18 protein-coding genes and 4 pseudogenes are annotated in these 20,062 nt (G+C 40.5%); 20 read left to right on the top strand and 2 right to left on the bottom strand.

All coding sequences use genetic code 11. From position 1 onward, the window contains the following. Positions 1 to 152 precede the first annotated feature (152 nt). The 4 genes and pseudogenes from DXA60_RS00935 to DXA60_RS00920 all read left to right on the top strand — a co-directional run. A pseudogene (locus DXA60_RS00935) lies at positions 153 to 1,852 on the top strand (recombinase family protein); the annotation flags it as partial. Then, positions 1,835 to 2,119, top strand: a pseudogene (locus DXA60_RS00930) (macro domain-containing protein); the annotation flags it as partial. The pseudogenes DXA60_RS00935 and DXA60_RS00930, both read left to right, overlap by 18 nt. Positions 2,120 to 2,139: 20 nt before the next feature. After that, positions 2,140 to 2,529 carry a DNA-directed RNA polymerase subunit alpha C-terminal domain-containing protein gene (locus DXA60_RS19060; RefSeq protein ID WP_242999696.1) on the top strand — a complete coding sequence of 130 codons (390 nt, stop codon included), beginning with the start codon at positions 2,140 to 2,142 and terminating at the stop codon, positions 2,527 to 2,529. Between the two features lie 17 nt (positions 2,530 to 2,546). Further along, entirely contained in the window at positions 2,547 to 3,005 is a 459-nt protein-coding gene (locus DXA60_RS00920) for a hypothetical protein (RefSeq protein WP_117613580.1), read from the top strand. Between the two features lie 45 nt (positions 3,006 to 3,050). Here DXA60_RS00920 and DXA60_RS00915 read toward each other — a convergent pair whose 3' ends face one another. After that, the gene (locus DXA60_RS00915; RefSeq protein WP_022171364.1) at positions 3,051 to 3,251 is read right to left on the bottom strand and encodes a helix-turn-helix transcriptional regulator; all 201 of its coding nucleotides are present in this window, start codon (positions 3,249 to 3,251) and stop codon (positions 3,051 to 3,053) included. 85 nt (positions 3,252 to 3,336) lie between these two features. Continuing rightward, positions 3,337 to 4,071: an XRE family transcriptional regulator gene (locus tag DXA60_RS00910; RefSeq protein WP_117613581.1), complete on the bottom strand. Its 735-nt coding sequence runs from the start codon at positions 4,069 to 4,071 to the stop codon at positions 3,337 to 3,339. A gap of 236 nt (positions 4,072 to 4,307) precedes the next feature. Here DXA60_RS00910 and dinB point away from each other — a divergent pair, with 236 nt between their 5' ends. The 16 genes and pseudogenes from dinB to gatC all read left to right on the top strand — a co-directional run bounded on the left by dinB (position 4,308) and on the right by gatC (position 19,994). Then, positions 4,308 to 5,558, top strand: coding sequence for a DNA polymerase IV (dinB, locus tag DXA60_RS00905; RefSeq protein WP_117918804.1), 1,251 nt, complete (start codon positions 4,308 to 4,310; stop codon positions 5,556 to 5,558). Positions 5,559 to 5,721: 163 nt separating this feature from the next. Beyond that, complete coding sequence (locus DXA60_RS00900; protein WP_117918753.1) at positions 5,722 to 5,964, top strand: LexA family protein; 243 nt, start codon at positions 5,722 to 5,724, stop codon at positions 5,962 to 5,964. Between the two features lie 14 nt (positions 5,965 to 5,978). Next, the gene (locus DXA60_RS00895; RefSeq protein ID WP_154266625.1) at positions 5,979 to 6,224 is read left to right on the top strand and encodes a hypothetical protein; all 246 of its coding nucleotides are present in this window, start codon (positions 5,979 to 5,981) and stop codon (positions 6,222 to 6,224) included. A 550-nt stretch (positions 6,225 to 6,774) separates the two neighbouring features. Continuing rightward, a complete protein-coding gene (locus DXA60_RS00885; protein WP_117918749.1) occupies positions 6,775 to 7,122 on the top strand; it encodes a helix-turn-helix domain-containing protein in 348 nt (115 codons plus the stop codon). A gap of 154 nt (positions 7,123 to 7,276) precedes the next feature. Next, positions 7,277 to 7,645, top strand: a complete 369-nt coding sequence (locus DXA60_RS00880) for a recombinase family protein (RefSeq protein ID WP_117918747.1) — start codon at positions 7,277 to 7,279, stop codon at positions 7,643 to 7,645. A 143-nt stretch (positions 7,646 to 7,788) separates the two neighbouring features. Then, positions 7,789 to 8,139, top strand: a complete 351-nt coding sequence (locus DXA60_RS00875; RefSeq protein ID WP_117918745.1) for a helix-turn-helix transcriptional regulator — start codon at positions 7,789 to 7,791, stop codon at positions 8,137 to 8,139. A 1-nt stretch (position 8,140) separates the two neighbouring features. Next, positions 8,141 to 8,560, top strand: a complete 420-nt coding sequence (locus DXA60_RS00870) for a recombinase family protein (RefSeq protein WP_117918743.1) — start codon at positions 8,141 to 8,143, stop codon at positions 8,558 to 8,560. Continuing rightward, positions 8,557 to 8,922 (top strand): type II toxin-antitoxin system PemK/MazF family toxin, encoded by a 366-nt coding sequence (locus DXA60_RS00865; RefSeq protein WP_117918740.1) that lies wholly within the window; start codon positions 8,557 to 8,559, stop codon positions 8,920 to 8,922. The genes DXA60_RS00870 and DXA60_RS00865 overlap by 4 nt, the downstream gene beginning before the upstream one ends. Next, the gene (locus tag DXA60_RS00860) at positions 8,915 to 9,142 is read left to right on the top strand and encodes an excisionase (RefSeq protein ID WP_243006712.1); all 228 of its coding nucleotides are present in this window, start codon (positions 8,915 to 8,917) and stop codon (positions 9,140 to 9,142) included. Before DXA60_RS00865 ends, DXA60_RS00860 begins: the two co-directional genes overlap by 8 nt. Positions 9,143 to 9,223: 81 nt before the next feature. Continuing rightward, positions 9,224 to 10,423, top strand: coding sequence for a site-specific integrase (locus tag DXA60_RS00855; protein ID WP_117918736.1), 1,200 nt, complete (start codon positions 9,224 to 9,226; stop codon positions 10,421 to 10,423). Between the two features lie 286 nt (positions 10,424 to 10,709). Beyond that, positions 10,710 to 11,168 carry a low molecular weight protein-tyrosine-phosphatase gene (locus DXA60_RS00845; RefSeq protein ID WP_243006711.1) on the top strand — a complete coding sequence of 153 codons (459 nt, stop codon included), beginning with the start codon at positions 10,710 to 10,712 and terminating at the stop codon, positions 11,166 to 11,168. Between the two features lie 342 nt (positions 11,169 to 11,510). After that, positions 11,511 to 14,606: pseudogene (locus DXA60_RS19495) on the top strand (alpha-amylase family glycosyl hydrolase); the annotation flags it as partial. A 114-nt stretch (positions 14,607 to 14,720) separates the two neighbouring features. Further along, on the top strand, positions 14,721 to 17,036 hold the full coding sequence (locus DXA60_RS19050; protein WP_278336426.1) for an Ig-like domain-containing protein: 2,316 nt from the start codon (positions 14,721 to 14,723) through the stop codon (positions 17,034 to 17,036). Between the two features lie 586 nt (positions 17,037 to 17,622). Then, the gene (gene aspS / locus DXA60_RS00835) at positions 17,623 to 18,954 is read left to right on the top strand and encodes an aspartate--tRNA(Asn) ligase (RefSeq protein WP_117918732.1); all 1,332 of its coding nucleotides are present in this window, start codon (positions 17,623 to 17,625) and stop codon (positions 18,952 to 18,954) included. A gap of 122 nt (positions 18,955 to 19,076) precedes the next feature. After that, positions 19,077 to 19,526, top strand: a pseudogene (locus DXA60_RS19685) (GNAT family N-acetyltransferase); the annotation flags it as partial. 150 nt (positions 19,527 to 19,676) lie between these two features. Next, complete coding sequence (gene gatC, locus DXA60_RS19680) at positions 19,677 to 19,994, top strand: Asp-tRNA(Asn)/Glu-tRNA(Gln) amidotransferase subunit GatC (RefSeq protein WP_334294382.1); 318 nt, start codon at positions 19,677 to 19,679, stop codon at positions 19,992 to 19,994. Positions 19,995 to 20,062: the final 68 nt, after the last annotated feature.

Raw genomic sequence — 20,062 nt, 5'->3', positions numbered from 1 at the left:
TCCTTTCCTGCGGGCATAAAAAAACGGCGTTACTTTCTCCCCCAAAGGGGTTAAGGTAACGCCGTTTGTGTGCGTATTCAGTTTTTAACACATTCCCTGTCTATCCGCTGTCCGCAAAACCATTGATTTTATTAGCTTTTTGCCGCTATCGCTATCACACCTCATTATTCCAAAGACCAAGTTTCCAGAATATGATAAAAGACATTGAAAGCGGTCTGATAAACTGCGTGATTACGAAAGATTTATCCCGTCTGGGGAGAAACTATCTTGATTGTGGGTTATATCTGGAAGTTTTCTTCCCAGAGCATAACGTGAGGTATATAGCGGTCAATGACGGCGTAGATACCTTGAATAAATCTGCTATGGACATCACGCCTTTCCGCAACATTTTAAACGAAATGTATGCCGCTGACATATCTGTTAAGATAAAATCGGCATATCGGGCGAGGTTTCAACAGGGGAAATTCATGGGAACTACCGCCCCTTATGGCTATATCAAAGACCCTGCCGACCACAACCATCTGCTGATAGATGATAAAGTGGCACATGTTGTAAAAGAGATATTCGACCTTGCATTAAAAGGGAATGGAGTTGCCAAAATTTGCAGACATCTTAATAAACAGCATATCCTACGCCCTGCCGCTTATGCGGCGGAGCGTGGCGAAACAGGCTTTGAACGTCATTTTGAGGGGAACGAGGACAAACGCTATATTTGGAGTGGGAACAGCGTGAGGAGCATTTTAAGAAGCCCGATATATGCGGGAAATCTTGTAGGCTACAAACGGATTGCCGCCAATATGAAAAGCAAGAAACGCCCCTCTAAGCTGCCCGAAGAATGGGAAGTGATACCCAATACCCATGAGGGAATAGTCACGCAGGAGGAATTTGATATTGTCCAACAGCTTATTACAAGTCGTAGGCTTCCACAGAACAAGGGAGGATTTGTAAATATTTTTGCAGGCGTTATCAAGTGTGTGGACTGCGGATGTGCTCTGCGGGCAATGAACGTACACAGGAGGAAACGCCCAGAGATTATCGACTGTGTACAGTATTCATGTAATAATTATGCAAGAAACGGAAGAAGCGAGTGTAGTGCCCACAATATAGAAGCAAGGGATTTATTCAATGCCGTTCTTGCCGACATCAACTGTTTTGCGGATATGGCAGTGAATGATGAAAAGGCGGTCAGGGCCATAGAAAAGCGGCTCACGGAAACAGACCAGAGCAGGGCGAAAGCATTAGAGAAAGAACGTAAGAAGCTGAACAAACGCCTTGCGGAACTGGACAGGCTGTTTTCCTCTCTCTACGAGGATAAGGTCATGGAGCGTATTACCGAGCGGAATTTTGAGATGATGTCGGGGAAATACCAGAAAGAGCAGCTTGAAATTGAAGCAAGGCTGAAAGAGGTGACGGAAACTCTTAATGAAAGCTACGAGAAATCACGGGGAATCCGTGACTTCCTCGCCCTTATCCGAAATTATCAAGGCTTAAAAGAACTGGATGCAACAGTTATAAACGCACTCATAGACAAGATACTTGTTTCGGAGCGTGAGAAGATGGCAGACGGAACAGTGAAGCAGGAAATCAAGATTTACTATAAATTCATCGGCTTTGTCGATGAATTACATATCATACCTACAAAACGGTGGGCAGCAATGCCCGCTAAAAATTGTACGGTGTGCGGCGTTGAATATGTCCCGGGCTCTGGTGCATCAAGGTATTGTCCTGCTTGTGCCAAGAAGATACGGAGGGAGAAATCAAACGAGAGCAAACGCAGGAGCAGAGAACAGAAAAGGATAGCATGTATGAACTGTCCGCAAAAAATGACCGACTGATATGGAATGGTGGCAGGGATAGAGAAGAGGAACTTCTTGCTAACTGCTATTTTAATTCTATGAATCTGGCAATGGATAATGGAATTAGGTCTATTGCATTTCCTTCCATATCAACGGGAGTATATAGTTTTCCGGTTGAGTTAGCGGCAAAGATTGCAGTACATACAGTAAACAGATTTTTGCAGGACAATCCGGATAGCTTTGATCTGGTGGAATGGGTGCTATTTGATACTCATACTGAATCAGTGTACGAAGCTGAGGTTGATAAGTTATACGACAAATAAAATGACGAAAGGGAGCTTTTATGTACGCTGAAAAAACAGATTATGATGATATTGAAATGTCGAGCAGATTACGGAATATCCTAAGAAGAAATGGATTTGAGTCATTGGAAGGATTGAGAGAATATCCAAAGGAGCATTTTATAAAGTTTCGCAATATGGGGCAGGCAACATTGCAGGAATTATATCAGATTTGTGAAGAGCAAGGCATAAAGCTTCGTAGTGTAGAAGATCTGAATGATAGGGAACATGGAGTCATATTTGATGACTTTCTATGTTTGGATGCGTTTGGAATGGGGATAAAAAGCAAGGATGATTTGAAAAGATATAGTCTTGAGAAACTTGAAAAGATGTGTCCTAAGGATAAGAGACTATTTGTTAGATTTAAAAAGTTGAAAGCAATTTATGGTTAATTTGCGAAAGGAGAACTATGGAAAAAAGATACTATATTGATGGTAAATGTGTTTTAAGTTATGATGACGATGTATTTTCCACTGATGATGATTATACAAATATTAAAGAATTGTTTATTTATCCAGCGGTTGATAAAGTGTATGTAAAATATTATGAGAAGCAATTGGTTCAGCAAGTCCTTGAGAAAACACTTAAAAAGAACGATTCGATATTTAATACATACTGTGCTATAAAAGAATTAATAAAAGACGAACCAATAAGTGTAGATTATGTTCAATCTGAGGAGGATACATTATTAAAAAATCTTATGAGGAAAAATTTGAATAGTGATGAATATGTTGAATTTGAAAAGTTGCTTGATGAAGCTGGTATTAATGCATGGCGCGAACAAGTTGATTTTTTGGGACGAGGAGATGGTATGATAGAACATATTTGGTGTGAATATGGAATAGATAAAAGAAGATTTTCAGTTTAAGAAAGATAGCGGAGCGAGCTGAATATTGAGCTCACTCGCTCCACGTTATTCCTCTACATGAAATACATCTTCCACCAGCATATTAAAGTACTTAGATACTCGTAGCATAAATTCGGCAGATGGGGCGCCGTCCCCACGTTCTACCCTGCTGACAGTTTTGGTGCTGAATCCGATAGCAGCGGCAAGGTCATTCTGGTAAATGCCACGCTGTTCACGGATTTCTCTGATATTATTTGTGACCACCATAAAAAATCCCTTCTTTCAGTTCTATAGATATTTTCTTATTGTCAATTATGCAAAAAAATGTGTCCAATAAAAAGGACTTGCGTTTTTATCGGCAATGATCGGTAAGAGCAGAAGCATCAGATTTTCCAAGAACTTTTCCAAATATGTCTAAGCGGTCATTTTCTCCAACCTTGATAGGTGCATACTTTTCGTTGAGTGAGATAAGGAAAATTCCGTCTTTGTCGTCCTTTAACTTCTTGATATAGGCTTCTCCGTTCAGAGCGAAGATGCCGATTTCTCCATTAGCAACAGATTCCTGTTGCAATACCCATGCAATCTGACCATCGTGGAATTCAGGTTCCATACTGTCACCACTAATGCGTACACCGAAAGTTGTATCTTCCGGCAGAATAGATTCATCTATGCGTACAGTCTCTTTAGGTCCGTCTACGAGAAAGTTACCGGTTCCGGCTGATACTGCATTTTCAAAAATATCAATGCTTCTGAATGGAATTATCTTAGCAGTTTGCTTTTCATACATTCCGGATGCGTGGAGCAGATTGATATAATCCATAGCCTTTTCCCTGCCTTCATCAGTAAGTGATGAAAAAGGATCAGCAGGATTTACTCCAAAATATGCTTCATACATATTAGTGATACCAAGGATTCTACACACTTTGTAAAATATGGTAACGCTTGGTTCAGCAAGATTTCTCTCCCAGTTGGATATGGCTTTATAGGAAATCTTGATGCCTTCTTTTGCCAGTTCATCAGCGAGATCCTGCTGGAGCAAGCCTTTCTTTTTTCTATATGTTGAAATGATTTCTCCGATTGAGTACATACATACGCCTCTTTTCTTTCCAATTAGTTGATTTCTAATGTCTCTTTTCACTCCATAGTATATAGCAATAGTACCAATTATTCAAGTTAAAAATCCAATATAATGAGAAAACAGACACATGTGTCCGTTGACAGTCGATTATTCTTGGGGTTATACTATGCCCTGTAAGGAACATTACTCATATACTTGGACTAAAGGTTATGGTAGTGATAGATTAAATGCAGGAGGTTATGCAGATGGGAGACAGGGTAATACTTCATTCAGATATCAACTGTTGTTATGCTTCGATTGAGCATCTGCATCATCCGGAGCTTGCAGGAAAGCCACTGGCAGTAGGCGGTGACCCGGAGGCAAGACATGGGATTGTCTTAACTGCTGACTATATTGCCAAGAAGTACGGTGTGAAAACAGGAATGGCGCTCTGGCAGGCAAAGCAGGTCTGTCCGGACATAACATTTGTTTCACCAAGAATGGACTTATATCTTCGGTTCTCAAGGATGGCGCATGAGATATATGCAGAATATACGGACAAGCAGGAGCCATATGGAATTGATGAGTGCTGGCTTGATGTGACAGGGAGCAGCTCCCTTAAAGGGGATGGATTGCTCATTGCACAGGAAATCAGCAAGAGAATGAAGTCAGAGCTTGGCATCACAGTGAGTGTTGGTGTTTCTTTCAATAAGATATTTGCAAAGCTTGGTTCAGATTATAAGAAGCCGGATGCAATCACAACTATGTATAAGAGTGAGTTTAAGCAGAAGGCATGGGCACTTCCGGTAAGTGATCTGCTATATGTCGGAAGGAGCACGAATCAGAAGCTTGCAAAATTCGGTATCAGAACCATAGGTGATCTTGCAAGGGCAGATGAAGGGATGCTTAACAGCCACCTTGGAAAGATGGGCAGCATCTTATGGTCATTTGCTAATGGCTATGATGAATCACCTGTCAAACTGGAGAATACCCACGCTCCAATCAAATCGGTGGGAAACAGCACAACGACACCAAAGGATTTAGTATGCGATGAGGATGTAAAGATTGTTCTTTATATTCTGGCTGAGAGTGTTGCAGCAAGACTTCGTGAGAATGGATTCCGGTGCAGAGTGGTTGAGATAAGTGTCAGGGATAATGAGCTATTCTCTTTTACCCGTCAGAAAAAGATTGACCACGCAACGAATATCACCGGAGAGATAGCTGCATACGCTTATCAGATATTTAAGGAAAACTATAACTGGAGCAAACCAATACGCAGTATTGGTGTCCGAGGTGCAGACTTAGTAACAGATAATTATTGGGAACAGATTGATTTGTTCTCAAGTGTGGAGAAGCGTGAAAAGCAGATGAAGATGGATTCAGCGGTTGATGAGATACGCAGAAGATTTGGATTTTACAGTATCCAGAGGGGACTCATGTACCGGGACAGGATTCTGTCGGCAGTCAATGCAAAAGAAGAACACACAGTACATCCACATGGGTACTTCTCAGGTTAGCAACGAGAAGTGCCAGATAATCAAGGCGCAGATGTGTTGTGCTTGTACATAAACATATGGGACTTGGTTATCTGATACGGCGACTGCCGTGAGCGAAATGAAGCGAAGCGGAATTGAGCTGCACTACGAGTAGCGATAGAGTTAAAGAAGAGGGAGGCGGAACATGAGCGAAGCAGAAAGAATTGATCTGGTAGACAGAGCACCATTGACGGAGAAGCAGCAGAATGTGTATGAAAGCATTATGCAATATCAGAGAGTTAATGGTTATGCTCCTACTATCAGGGAGATATGCAAGATGGTAGGGGTGGCATCGACTTCAAGTGTTTATGCACATCTGAAAATATTAGAAGAAAAAGGCTATATAGCAAGGAAGATGGATGCTTCCAGAGCAATAGCAATCTTGTAAGGAAGGTGATTACATTGAGCAATAAGGTATATGTTGATGTACTTGCAGAATTTTCAAAGGACGGACTGCTCATTCCCAAAGAGATAACGTGGGAAGATGGCAGAAAGTATGAGATTACACGAGTAAAAGACAAGCGCAGAGCAGCCAGTACAAGGGCTGGCGGCGTTGGAGAGCGTTATACCTGTGTGGTAGATGGAAAGGAAATATTCCTTTTCTATGAAGATAACAATATGTGGTTTATGGAAAGAGCCGGAGCCTGATGTGATTGTGTGCTGACAGCACAATTCATATCAGTTGGCTTTAGATCAGCAAAGCCGGGGAATGTGCAGACATTCATCGGAACTCCCGGCAAAAGGCTTGCAAAGGTGATTTCCCTTTCCTTTACGAGTACAGAATTGTAGATTGATGATTTTGTATGAATAAGGAGCGAACTGAATTGAACAAAGGAAATGTTATAGAAATTAGATGTAAAAAATGCAACAAGTTAATGATGGAATACTTTGTATGCGGTGATGATTTCGCTGTGGCACTTCAGAATATTGGAATTAAGTGTGACAGATGCAAGCGAGTGATGATACTTAAGAAGTATTCCGAGGGAATGATGAAGGAACATTCTGAGAATGGGACTTTCAGAATATAATGATTGAAAATTAAATTACAGCCCACCTGATAAGGGCACATCGAAAGATGGAAGCACCAGAGACGCAGGGGAAACGAACAGTATTTATGATACTGGTTTCCTCGTGCGTCTTTTTTGTGATGTAAAGGGTAATCCGACTTGTTCGTTTCCAAGGGCGGCAAGGAGGATTTATGAGCAGTAAAGCACAGACAAGAGAAAAGGATTATGAGAGAGGAATACGAATTGCTGACAGGAGAAAGGCGATAGGATTATCACAGGATGAGTTAGCTCATAGAGTAGGTATAGGCAGACAAGCATTATCTGCGATTGAAAATGGTGGAGATTTTAAGACACAGACATTAGATAATCTGGCAATCGTACTTGGTGTATCTGTTGATTTCATAATGTATGGAAAGAATGAAGAAAATTCAGAACTATTATCTGAGGCAATGGATGTTCTTTCAGATATGGATGAATTGCAGATAAGACAGTGTCTTGCAATGATGAAAGCAATGAAAAGCGTGTCAGTTGAAAAGTGATTGTCGTGTTTACACGACATAATTGTCGCCTGTACACGGTCGGCAATTAAGGTGTGGCAGATTACAATATACTTGTGCTTGAGATACAGCACAGAGTTTGAAAGCGGCGTGCACAATGCTTTCTTTAATATTTCAATTAAGGAAGGTAATAGCCATGAAAAAGTATAACGGAAAAGAACTTTACAAAGGACTTTTGTTTATAAAGTCAATGATGAGTATGAATAATGTGAACCGACAGAAAGAACTTGATCAGACATATGCTTTAAGTGTGGGAATTGAGTGTGATCAGACTGTTGTAGATGATGGAGCATCTACATCGGTTGACAGACCTCAGATGCGTCAGCTGATGGAAATTCTTGAGATTTCAGATTACAAGGTACTTGTCGTAGAAGATATTTATGAGATTACAAGAAATCCGGAAGATTTAAAGTCAATGATGGATCGCATAAATGATTTGGGTGTGACAATATTTGACCTTGGTACTATGAGTGCGAGGTACAACAATTATGCGATTGAGTGTTAGGAATTCAGGCAGGTATTCCTACATTGTATTTGCTTCTGAAACAGTGGTATTTGATGACTATGGGAAGCCAGTCATCAAATGCCCAACAGAGGCTGAGGCAGTGGAATACATCATGAATCGGTTAGAGAGTGAGGTTATTCAGGATGATATATGATATTTATGCAGTTGGTAATACTTTGAGAAGTATTAGAAATAAATATGGATATACACAGAATGATATGGCGGAGAGCCTTGATGTAAGTTATATTCATTATTCGCAAATTGAGCAGGGAAGACATCGGATGAGTCTGGAACTTATGCTGAAGATTGTAACAAAGTATGGAGTAGATCCTAATACATTGTTTGGAATTGAAAGCAGGGAAAAACATGAGAATAAAGATTTGTCTGTATTGGAAGATAAATTGCAGATGCTTAAACCAAATGATAGAGAATATGCAATGTCTACATGTTTGATTTTTATTGAAGGCTTAGAGGCAAGAAAGGAAGTGGTTTGAAATGAGAAGAGCAGGAAGAAAGAAAAAGCCACTGACCATACAGCCGATAAAGTGTGTTGTGATGTTGTCTTCTGATGAGGAGAATGACTGTATTGCAGCAGAGAAAAAGGAAAATAAGCAGTTGAAACGAATCATGGAATTTGCTGACAATAACAATCTTATTCCTATGAAAGTATTCCGAAGAGGAATTTTTGGACGACGATTAAGGGATGAAGTGTTTTATAAGGCAATAAGATATATGAGAGCAGGAAAGGCAGATGCGCTTATCGTAACAAATCTCGATGCTATTTCAGACGGAATAGCAGATTCTTATTTAAAAATAGGAGCAGTAAGGGAAGCTGGGTATAGATTATTCAGTGTAGATGAGAAGGAACCCAAGGTTGACTTGTATATTCCACCAAAGAGAGGTGATCTGCAGTGAAGATAAAGAGAAATATGATTGTGTGGGCTGAATTAAAAAGTGGACTCAGGCATATACAAGCTGGAAGGAGACCATGTATTGTAATAAGCTGCGACAAAGCAAACGGAAAATCACCTGTATACACAGTTGTTCCGGGGACAACTAAGTTGAAAAAGGATTATATTCCAGTACATTTCAATATTGAGCCTTCAGAAATTAGAGGATTTTTAAGACATACAACAATGTTTTTACCGGAGCAGCTTGTCACAATAAATGAGGAACAGATAATACAGACTGCCGGGATGATTGTCAGCACAGATGCAATAAAAAAGGTTGATGCGATGTTAGTCAGACAGCTGCAGATTGGAGAATATGATGGATGATGAAAATGAATTAGAGAATCAGAGTATAGATATTCCTATATGGAAGCGATATTTGCTTTCTGTAACTGAAGCGGCACAGTTTTATCACATTGGTGAAAAGAGACTTAGACAAATTGTAGATATCCATCCAAATGGGGAGTTTTATCTGTTAGTAGGAAACAAAGTTTTGTTTAAGAAAGAGAAATTTGAGCAATTTCTGGCAGAGTCAACTGCAATTTAATATGTAAAGTAGTAGAAAAGGGGGCACAAATGTGGTACAATAACCATGCTAGGGCTCTCTTTTTTGAAAGGAGACAAAGCTATGAGTGAGAAAAGACGAGATAATCGCAATAGAATTCTTCACGAAGGAGAGTACCAGAGAGCAGATGGACGTTATCGTTTTAGATATGTAGATATTCATGGAAATGAAGGGAATTTATATAGTTGGCGTTTGGACCATAATGATCCTATACCTAAAGGAAAGAAAATGGAGCTTTCTTTAAGAGAAAAGGAAAAACAGCTGGAACAGGATATGTTTAACGGACTTGTTCCAGGAGGTGGAGGACTTACAGTTCTTGAATTAGTGGAGAAATATGTAAGTCTTAAAATAGGGGTCAGACAGAGTACTTATGCTGGTTATAAGACGGTAATTAATCTGCTGAAAAAAGATGATTTTGGCAAAAAAAGAATCGACAAAGTGAAATTATCGGATGCGAAAGCCTGGTTGATCAAGCTTCAGAGGGTAGATGGAAAAGGTTATAGTTCAATTCATACTATCCGGGGAGTATTAAGACCGGCATTTCAGATGGCGGAAGAAGATGACTTGATTCGCAAAAATCCATTTGGCTTTGAACTGGTCAATGTTATTGTGAATGATAGTGTGAGAAGAGAAGCTGTCACAAGAAAGCAGGAGCGGGAATTTCTAAGATTCATAAAAGAAGATGCGCATTTTTGCAAGTACTATGATGCAATATTTATTCTCTTTAACACAGGACTTCGTATATCAGAGTTCTGTGGGCTTACAAAATCAGATTTGGATTTTAAAAACAAAAGAATACGGGTAAATCATCAATTACAGAGAACAAGTCAGATGCAGTATATCATTGAAAAGCCTAAGACAGAAAGTGGCGAGAGATATGTTCCAATGTCTGATGAGGTGGTGGCTTGTTTCAAGAGAATACTTAAGGACAGGGTCAATCCCAAAGTTGAACCGATGGTTGATGGAATGACAGGATTTTTATTCCTTGATAAGAATGATATGCCTATGGTGGCATTACATTGGGAAAAGTATTTCCAACATATTCGGGAAAAGTACAATAGCATATATAAGGTTCAGATGCCGCCGATTACACCACATGTGTGTCGCCATACATTTTGTTCTAATATGGCTAAGTCGGGAATGAATCCGAAGATGCTTCAGTATATTATGGGACACTCGGATATCAGTGTTACGATGAATACCTATACTCATGTTAAATTTCAGGATGCACAGGAAGATTTTCAAAAAGCAATTAATTCATAATGACCTGATGAAAATGAGAGAAAAATGGCTGAATGCCAGTATTTATCTTAATCCCCAATTTCTTACCTGTCGATTCCCAATGGCAGATTTGCCTTTGGTACAGACTTGAAATTTACCAAAGTTTTTACCAAAATTGATGACAAAAATATGCAAAGATATGCCAAAATATGCCAGAATAAGTGAAAAATGAAGAAAGGTAAAAAGGCTTGAAAAGCCCGAAAATACTGGAAATATGAGAAAAATCAAGATTTTATTTGTTTGCCACGGCAACATCTGCCGTTCCCCAATGGCCGAATTTATATTAAAAGATATGGTATCAAAGTGTGGTATAGCCGACCAATTTGAGATCGCTTCCGCTGCCACAAGCACCGAAGAAATCTGGAACGGCACCGGCAACCCGATCTATCCGCCGGCGCAGGCGGAGTTGAGGAAACATGGAATTGGGAAAACGCCATACACAGACTTTTCTGAAAAACGTGCAAAACAGGTAACAAAAGAAGATTACAGGTATTATGACTATCTGCTCTGTGCAGATGCAAACAATATCAAAAACACCATCCGGATTACAGGGCAGGATGTAGACAGCAAGATAAAACTGCTTTTGGACTTTTCCACAGATACGAAAAGAAAAGGCAGATCCATATCAGATCCCTGGTATTCTGGCAGATTTGATGAAACCTACGAAGATGTCGTAGCCGGCTGTGAGGGGCTGCTTGCACATCTGAAAGCAACAGGACAGATCTGATTAAAAATTTCATAAATAAATATCCCCAAAAAACAGTGTTTATATTGATACGGAACACTGTTTTTTTTGTCAAATTATTATTTGAAAATATTTTCGTATATTTTCGTTAAAAGTCAATACCCGAATAATATATAAAAATCGATTCGTAAAATTGGTGAAAGAGACGAAAATTAAAAGAATACACAAAAAGAACTTGTTCAAATCAACGAATAAATGTATGCTATAGAGGTACGAAAAAAAACGAAATTTAAAGGAGGGGAAAAGTAAATGTATAAGACCGGTTAGTGATCTTATCCATAAACAGGGGTATGATTGAAAATCCAAAATGGGGGACTTTGAAAAATGAGAAACAAAAAGATTTTACAGAAGGCCGCTAAGAAATCACTTAGCTGGCTTTTAATTTTAGGAATGCTGGTAACGTTACCGGAAACACCGGGAGCCATATCTGCAGCAGCTGCAGAACTTGAGACTGGTACAGAGGAAAATGTAAAAGAAGAAAACAGTACAGCGGATGTTACGACAGAGAAGGAAGAAAATCCAGTTGTAGAGGTTGAAGCAGATACAAGCGAAAACCAGAAAACAGAAAAAGAAACAGAGACGGCAGCATCAGAAACAGATACGGCAGAAACAGAAGATGTGGAAGCATCAGAAACGGAGACAGAAGATGTGGAATCAGCTGACACAGAAGTGGCTGAGGATGAGTCTGGGACAGTAGAAGATACGGAGGCAGTGGAGCAGGAAGAGACGGAAACAGAGCAGGAATTAAAAGCTGCAGAAGGATCGATGAACCTGACACTGCATTTTGATAACAGTGCTGCAAAGTATAAAACACCTGCACTGCAGTTTTGGGGAGATGATAATACTGTCGTATCCGGTGCAGTTAAGACAGATCAGGAAATTACCGGTTGGGGAGAAGCTGTCGGACAGATTTTAACGCAGGATAAAGGCGGTAATTTCTATAGTGTAACTTTACAGGGTAATTTTACGGGATTCCAGTTTTTAGATTATGCAGATCCGTCAAAGAACACAGCAGGACAGGGATTTGTCAGCACTATGAAATCATATACTGGTGACACTCCGACAGATCTCTATTACATCTGCAAAGACGGTAACTGGGGCTGGTATTTAGATGCAGCAGGCACAGAAGCCTTAAAAGAGCCGGAACTTGTTTATCTTACCATGCATATCAAACCGGAAACGAAATGGTCAAAACCTGCAATGCAGCATTGGAATGACAAATTGACCATCACTGATACAAAAGGTCAGGAAACGATTACAGGATGGGGTGTTAAAGGAGATCTTTTCACAGCAGAAGAGAATGGATTTTACAAACTCACTGTCAAAGGAACATTCGGAGGCTTTCAGTTTGTAGATGCAGATAATGCGGATGATACAAAAACAGGTGACAATACTTACGACAAACTGTTGGATAAATTTGTAGCAGAAACGCCAACCGATGTATATTATATCCAGAAAGACGGCACCTGGAACTGGTACATGGATAAAGATGGAACAATTACACTTGCTTCCACAAAAGAGGTATCGGACCAGGCAGTCGACAATGCAGATGGAACTACCACATTCACGGCTGTTGCAGAAAACGTAAAAGATAAAGTAAAGGTTGTTTATGGTAAAAAATCAGAGGTGGAGGAAAAAGGAACTTCTGCATTAAAGACGGTTACCATGACAGCAGATAAAAGTGTTGCAAATGCATATACCACGGATGCGATTTTCCTTGGAGATGATGCATTGGACATCGTATATTACATCGAAGTAGATGGTGTAAAAAAAGACATTGAAACATCCGCTGGTGTTACAGTTGGAAAAGATACTTATCTTTCTTATACCAGGGATAAATTTACCGGCAGAATGGTCTGTATACCGGGTACATTTCCTGGAAAAAGCTGGGATGCAGCATCAAATATAATGACATACATGGGAGAGGGGTTATATTCCTATACATTTAAAAATGTTCCGGCGGCAAATTACGAGTACAAGATTGCGCTGGGTGACTGGAGCGAAAACTATGGAGCAGGCGGTGTTATAAGCGGATCTAACATTGCAGTTACCGTGACAGAACCTCAGGATGTTACGATTTATTATTCGGACTTCAGCCATTATTCAAAATGCAGTATTGATTATAAATTTGGGGCAAGCCTGTTATTGCAGGGAACAGGAATTCTGGCAGATACAAGATTTTCTGACAGCAGATTGACCGGAATTTACAGCGCAACTGTGGCAAACATGGAAGCTGGTACTTATTCCGATACGAAGATCGTATCAGAGGATGAGACTGTTGAAATGGATCCATATACGGTAGATACCACAAAGGATGTTACATTCTATTATGATCCGGAATCAGGCATTTATTATTCGAATGCTTCTGACAAAGAAGTTGCAACAAACAAACTTGTATTTGATTCTAAGGATACAGCTTACAAATCAGTATACGGTGCGGTGGCAACCGGAGAGGAAGTTACCTACTCCATCGATACCGGAGATGATGTTACTGCAGTCAAACTGGTTGTAAAAGGTGTGGAAAAGAAAACACTTTCCATGAAAAAAACAGCGGGTGCGGAAGATGGAAAACAGAGATGGTCTGTTACTACAAGCTATGACAGACTTGGAGAATACCAGTATTTCTTTGCAGTATATAATGAGACGGCAGTGGTAATGTATGGCGATGATGACGGATATTACGGAACCGGTATGGCAACAGATTTATTAAGCCTGTTACCGTATGATCAGATCGTATATCAGTCAGGTTATAAGACACCCGACTGGATGAAAAATGCAGTGATCTACCAGATCTTCCCGGATCGTTTCTATAATGGCGATGTGACAAACGATACCATCACTTCGGATGCAAGAGGTACGGTACAGTATGAGTATATGAATGACTGGTATATTTTACCGGAGAACCCGGAGCAGGTCACATTACATCCGGATACCTATCCGACTTACGCATATAAGGGCGATGGAAACTGGAGCAATGAGATCTATGGTGGAGATTTAAAGGGTATTACAAAACGGATCGACTACTTAAAAGCACTTGGTATTACCGTGATCTACTTAAACCCGGTATTTGAATCTATTTCCAGCCACTGATATGATACAAGCGACTATAAAAATATTGATCCGATCCTTGGAACACTTGGAGATTTTGAGGAACTGGTCAGCGTAGCAGAAGCGAATAATATGCATGTTGTATTGGATGGTGTATTCAATCATGTATCGGATGATTCTGTTTATTTTGACCGTTACTATGAGTATCTGGAAGATGGAACCGATACGATCGGAGCTTATCCTTACTGGGCATATGTATACGATGCCATGAGCGAGAAAAAGATTTCCAAAGAGGAAGCAGAAAAAAAGGCAAAAGAATATTTTACGGCAGAGTATGGAATTACAAACTATGACTATACAGAATGGTTTGATGTATTTTCCGATACAACTTTAAAAGATGACAATGACGATGAAGTATGTGATTCCGTAGGACTTCGTGCCGGAAAACCAGTATATGGTTATGATGGATGGTGGGGTTATGACTCCATGCCGATCATCAAGGCAACGAACGGTTCCGAATATCAGACCGGTACCTGGGCAGAAGAAGTAATCGGAAAAAATGAGACAAGTAAGACCGCAGATAACAGTGTAACACAGTACTGGCTGTCAAAAGGAATGGACGGATGGAGACTCGATGTTGCCAATGAAGTATCGGATGAGACCTGGCAGCACTTCCGTAAATCCGTGAAGGCACTTGACAGTGATAACGTGATCATCGGAGAAATCTGGACGGATGCGGTAAAATATCTGATGGGTGACATGTATGATTCCGTTATGAACTATATGTTCCGTGGAGCAGCGATCGCTTATGCAAAGGGCGGGAATTCCGCAGATGCATTAAATACTTTAGAGCGTTTGAGAGAGCGTTATCCGAAAGAAGCATTTTATGCAATGATGAACCTTGTTGACTCTCATGATACAACACGTTTGTTATCTTACTTAGATGGTATTGATGACGATAGAAAACAGAAAGAAATTGCAGAGGCATTCCCGACTTACGAGAATACTTCAGATGCAGCAAAACAGAAACAGTATTTAGTTGCGTTAATGCAGTTTACCTATGCAGGTGCACCGACGATCTACTATGGTGATGAGCTTGGTATGGTAGGTGCAGATGATCCAGATGACCGCCGTGCGATGATCTGGGGCGAAGGAAATGAGAATCTGGTAAAATGGTATGCAAAACTTGCTGCAATAAGAAGCAGTTACAGTGCATTGAGAACAGGCTCCGTAGAGCCGGTATATGGCACAGATAAAGAAATTTTAGGCTATGTCAGAAGTGATGATTCGGATATCATGCTTGTTTTGATGAACAACAGTGCAGCAGACAAGTCTGTGACAGTAAATGTTGCAGAACTTGGAATTAATGCAGCAGAACTTGCAGATGTGATCACAGGAAACAGCTGCAGTGCAGCAGGCGGCAGTGTAACGGTAAATGTTCCGGCATACAATGGTGTGATCTTAACAGACAAGGGTCATGTAAAACAGGTTTCTGTGGATGAAGAAAACTTAAAACCTGGTTTTGATCCTGCATATAAGATTAAGGCAGAAGAACGTGCAGTCAAAGTAACAGGAGTTTCACTGAAAAAGACAGAGATTACCTTACAGAAAGGTAAAACAGCAAATATTTCTGAAAATGTAGTAGTAGCACCGCAGAATGCAACAAACACAGCAGTAAAATACAAGACTTCTGACAAAACAGTTGCTTCAGTTGACAAAGATGGTAATGTAACTGCAAATGCCAAAGGAACTGCAACAATTACCGTGACAACAAAAGACGGAATGTTTACATCAGAATGTAAAGTAACTGTAGGAGATCAGGTACAGGGAGCGAAGATCAAATTAAACAAGACAAAACTCAGCCTGAAAAAAGGAAAAACATATACCTTAAAGGCAACAGTCACTCCGAAGGATTGTACGGATAAATCCGTGAAATGGAAATCTTCCAAATCCTCTGTTGCAAAAGTAGATGCAAACGGAAAAGTAACTGCAAAGAAAGCAGGAACCGCTACAATTACAGCTACCACAAAGAATGGTTTAAAGGCAACCTGTAAGATCACGGTTACAGATCCGGCAACCAAAGTATATCTGACACCGGCAATGAGTATCAAAAAGGGAAGTTCGGTAAAATTGACAGCATCTGTATTCCCGAAGACAACGACAGATAAACTTACATGGTCTACTTCCAACAAAAAGGTAGTGACAGTAACAAAGCGTGGAAAAATCAAAGGCATCAAGACAGGAACAGCTACGATCACGGTAAAGACGTCGAGTGGAAAGAAAGCAACCTGTAAAGTGACCGTTGTAAAGAGTAATAAGAAGTCAGCAGGTATTAAACTGAGTGCAAAGAAACTGACATTAAAGCAAAATGCAACAAAACAGCTGAAAGCTACTCTTGATAAGAATGCAACGGACAAAGTGACATGGAGCAGTTCTAACAAGAAAGTAGCTACAGTCGATAAAAATGGTGTTGTAATGGCTGTAAAGAAAGGTACTGTAACGATTACCGCAAAGACATCAGGTGGAAAGAAAGCAACCTGTAAAGTGACGGTAAAAGTACCGGCAACCAAGGTAAAATTAAACAAAACCAAGGCGACTGTTGCAAAGGGCAGGACTCTGACCTTAAAAGCGACTATGACACCTTCTTCCTCAACAGATAAACTTACCTGGACGAGTTCCAACAAAAAAGTGGCAACAGTTGATAAGAATGGTAAAGTAAAGGCGCTGAAAAAAGGCACTGTAACAATTACAGTAAAATCTGCAAGCGGAAAGAAAGCAACTTGCAAAATTATTGTAAAATAAAAAATAATGAAAAGATATCGCACAGATAAACCCAATATCTGCGCGGTATCTTTTTATGGTTTCAAAAATAATGAAGTGTAAAATAAAAAAAATTGCAAAAAAATATTGCAAAGAAGAAATCTATGTGGTATAAATGTTACAACGTTAAAACAGTAAAGCGATGAAAGAGACTCTGATCTTTAGACATCGACAGGAATACAGCGTCACCGACTGAGAGCGCTGTTTGAAAGAGAAGGTCAAGGGAACACTCTGGAGCAGACTGATTGAACAGGAATTTGCACGAGCGGTTGATCTTAAAAACAGCGGCAGTGGATCGAAAGTAGGTCAGTACGTGGGTGCGCGTTAAGCACAGAGAGCGGAAAGATGATGAGAACGACATCATTTTTCAATGCGGGTGGTACCGCGGGATACTAAGAGATTTCGCCCCGGAAAAGCATATGCTTTTCCGGGGTTTTTTGTATTCATGATAATAGAATGTTCGCGGAGCGTGCATTCTATTATTTGTTGAAAATCTGAAAGACAGAGTTTTGTTTTTCAAAAAGGTTCCCGTCCCGCACCTTATCATATCTAAAGGAGTGTACAGAATATGGAATTCATGACAGGTGTAAACAAAAAGGAAACCTTAGAGATCGGTGATTTACTGACCGGCAGCTATGAGGGAAAAAGTGTAAAAGTAAACGGAGCAGTGCATACCATCCGTGATATGGGTGAAGTTGCATTTATTGTCTTAAGAAAGAGAGAAGGACTGCTCCAGTGTGTTTACGAAGAAGGAAAAACACAGTTTGACTTAAAAGATTTAAAAGAGGCAGCAACGATTGAGGTGGAGGGAACCGTAAAACCGGAGGAACGTGCACCACACGGATTTGAGATCCGTCTGGATAAAATCAATGTATTGTCCGAACCGGCTGCACCGATGCCGCTTGCAATCTCAAAATGGAAATTAAATACCTCCTTGGAGGCGAATTTAAACAACCGTGCGATCGCCCTTCGAAATGTCAGGGAGCGTGCAAAATTCCGTATTCAGGAAGGTGTGGTACGGGGATTTCGTGATTTCTTATACAGTCAGGGGTTTACAGAGATCCATACACCAAAGATCGGTGCAAAAAGTGCAGAGGGTGGAGCAAACCTGTTCCGTCTCGAATATTTCCACAGACCGGCTGTACTGCAGCAGAGTCCACAGTTTTACAAGCAGATGATGGTAGGTGTCTTTGACCGTGTATTTGAGACAGCACCGGTATTTCGAGCAGAAAAGCATAATACAAAGCGCCATTTAAACGAATATACCAGTCTTGATTTTGAGATGGGATATATTGATGGATTCGAAGATATCATGGCGATGGAAACCGGATTTTTACAGTATATGATCGCATTATTAAAGAAAGATTATGCGGAAGAACTGAGATTACTGGGTGTTACATTGCCGAATGTCGATAAGATCCCGACCGTGCGGTTTGATGAGGCAAAAGAAAAAGTAGCAGAAAAATATCACCGTCAGATCAGAAATCCATACGATCTTGAACCGGAGGAGGAAGCACTGATCGGACAGTATTTTAAAGAAGAATATGATGCAGATTTCGTATTTGTTACGCATTACCCATCCAAGAAACGTCCGTTTTATGCCATGGATGATCCGGCAGATCCGACGTATACGTTAAGTTTTGACCTCTTATATCAGGGACTTGAGATCACGACCGGCGGACAGCGTATCCACGATTATAACAGGCTGATGGAGAAAATTGAAAAACGTGGTATGGAGTCTGAGGGAATGGAACAGTACTTATCCGTATTTAAACATGGCATGCCGCCACATGGTGGACTTGGAATCGGATTAGAGCGTCTGACCATGAAATTAGTCGGTGAGGACAATGTTCGTGAAACCACTTTATTCCCTCGTGATTTAAGCAGATTAGAGCCGTAATCAGGTTAGAACAGATGTAAAGAATCCAAAACAAAATAATTTTAGATCCATATCAGGTTCAAAATTGAATGTAAATTGAGTTTTGCAAACAGGGATCATATGAATGAAAAAGGAGAACAGCCGTGAAACATTTGGGAACAAAAACAATCGAAACAAGACGTCTTGTTTTAAGACGATTTACACTTTCCGATGCAGAACCGATGTACCGTAACTGGGCATCGGATCCGGAAGTGACAAGATATCTGCTGTGGCCTGCACATGAGAGTGAAGAAGAGACGAAAGGCATTTTAAAAGGCTGGATCGCTGCATACGATAAAACGGAAAAATATGAATGGTGTATCGAATTAAAAGAGATCGGTGAGGCAATCGGCAGCATTGGTGTCGTAGCTGTCAATGAAAAAGTGCAGTCCATGGAAGTCGGTTATTGTTTAAGCTGTGACTACTGGAATAAAGGAATCATGTCAGAAGCATTAGAGGCAGTGGTAGAATACTTGACTAACGAAGTTGGGGCACGCAGGATCGCGGCGCGATGTGATACCAGAAATCCGTACTCAGCCAAAGTGATGGAAAAGTGTGGCCTTAAATATGAAGGAACAGCGATTCAGGCTGAGTGGAACAATTCTGGAGCCGGGGATGTTGCTTATTATGGTCTGGTGGTTGGACCTGTGATCGTAGAAGAACCGGAAGAAGCTGAAGAACCGGGAATCGAGGAAGAGGAAGAAATTCCGGCAGTTAAGACCGGACGCAAAAACGAAATCTCAGACGAGACGATCGAGTATGTCGGAATCCTTGCAAAATTAGAGCTGAATGAGGAAGAAAAAGAGCATGCCAAGAAAGATATGGAAGAAATGCTCAACTATATTGATAAATTAAACGAACTTGATACCACAGGAGTGGAACCTATGTCACATGTATTTCCGGTAAACAATGTATTCCGGGAAGATGTAGTGACAAACGGAGACGGCAGCAAAGAGGCGCTTTCGAATGCACCGGCACAGAAAGACGGTGGATTTAAAGTGCCAAAGACAATTGGAGATTAATCAGATTGCTCAAAGAACATTTTGTGCAGCAGGCAAAGAAAATGTTCGGATAAAAAGCAGGAGCAGGA

This window comes from Roseburia sp. OF03-24, from assembly GCF_003463035.1.
Taxonomy (GTDB): Bacteria; Bacillota; Clostridia; order Lachnospirales; family Lachnospiraceae; genus Roseburia; species Roseburia rectibacter.
Note: the sequence above shows the minus strand (reverse complement) of the source record. Positions and strands in the feature narration are given on the sequence as shown.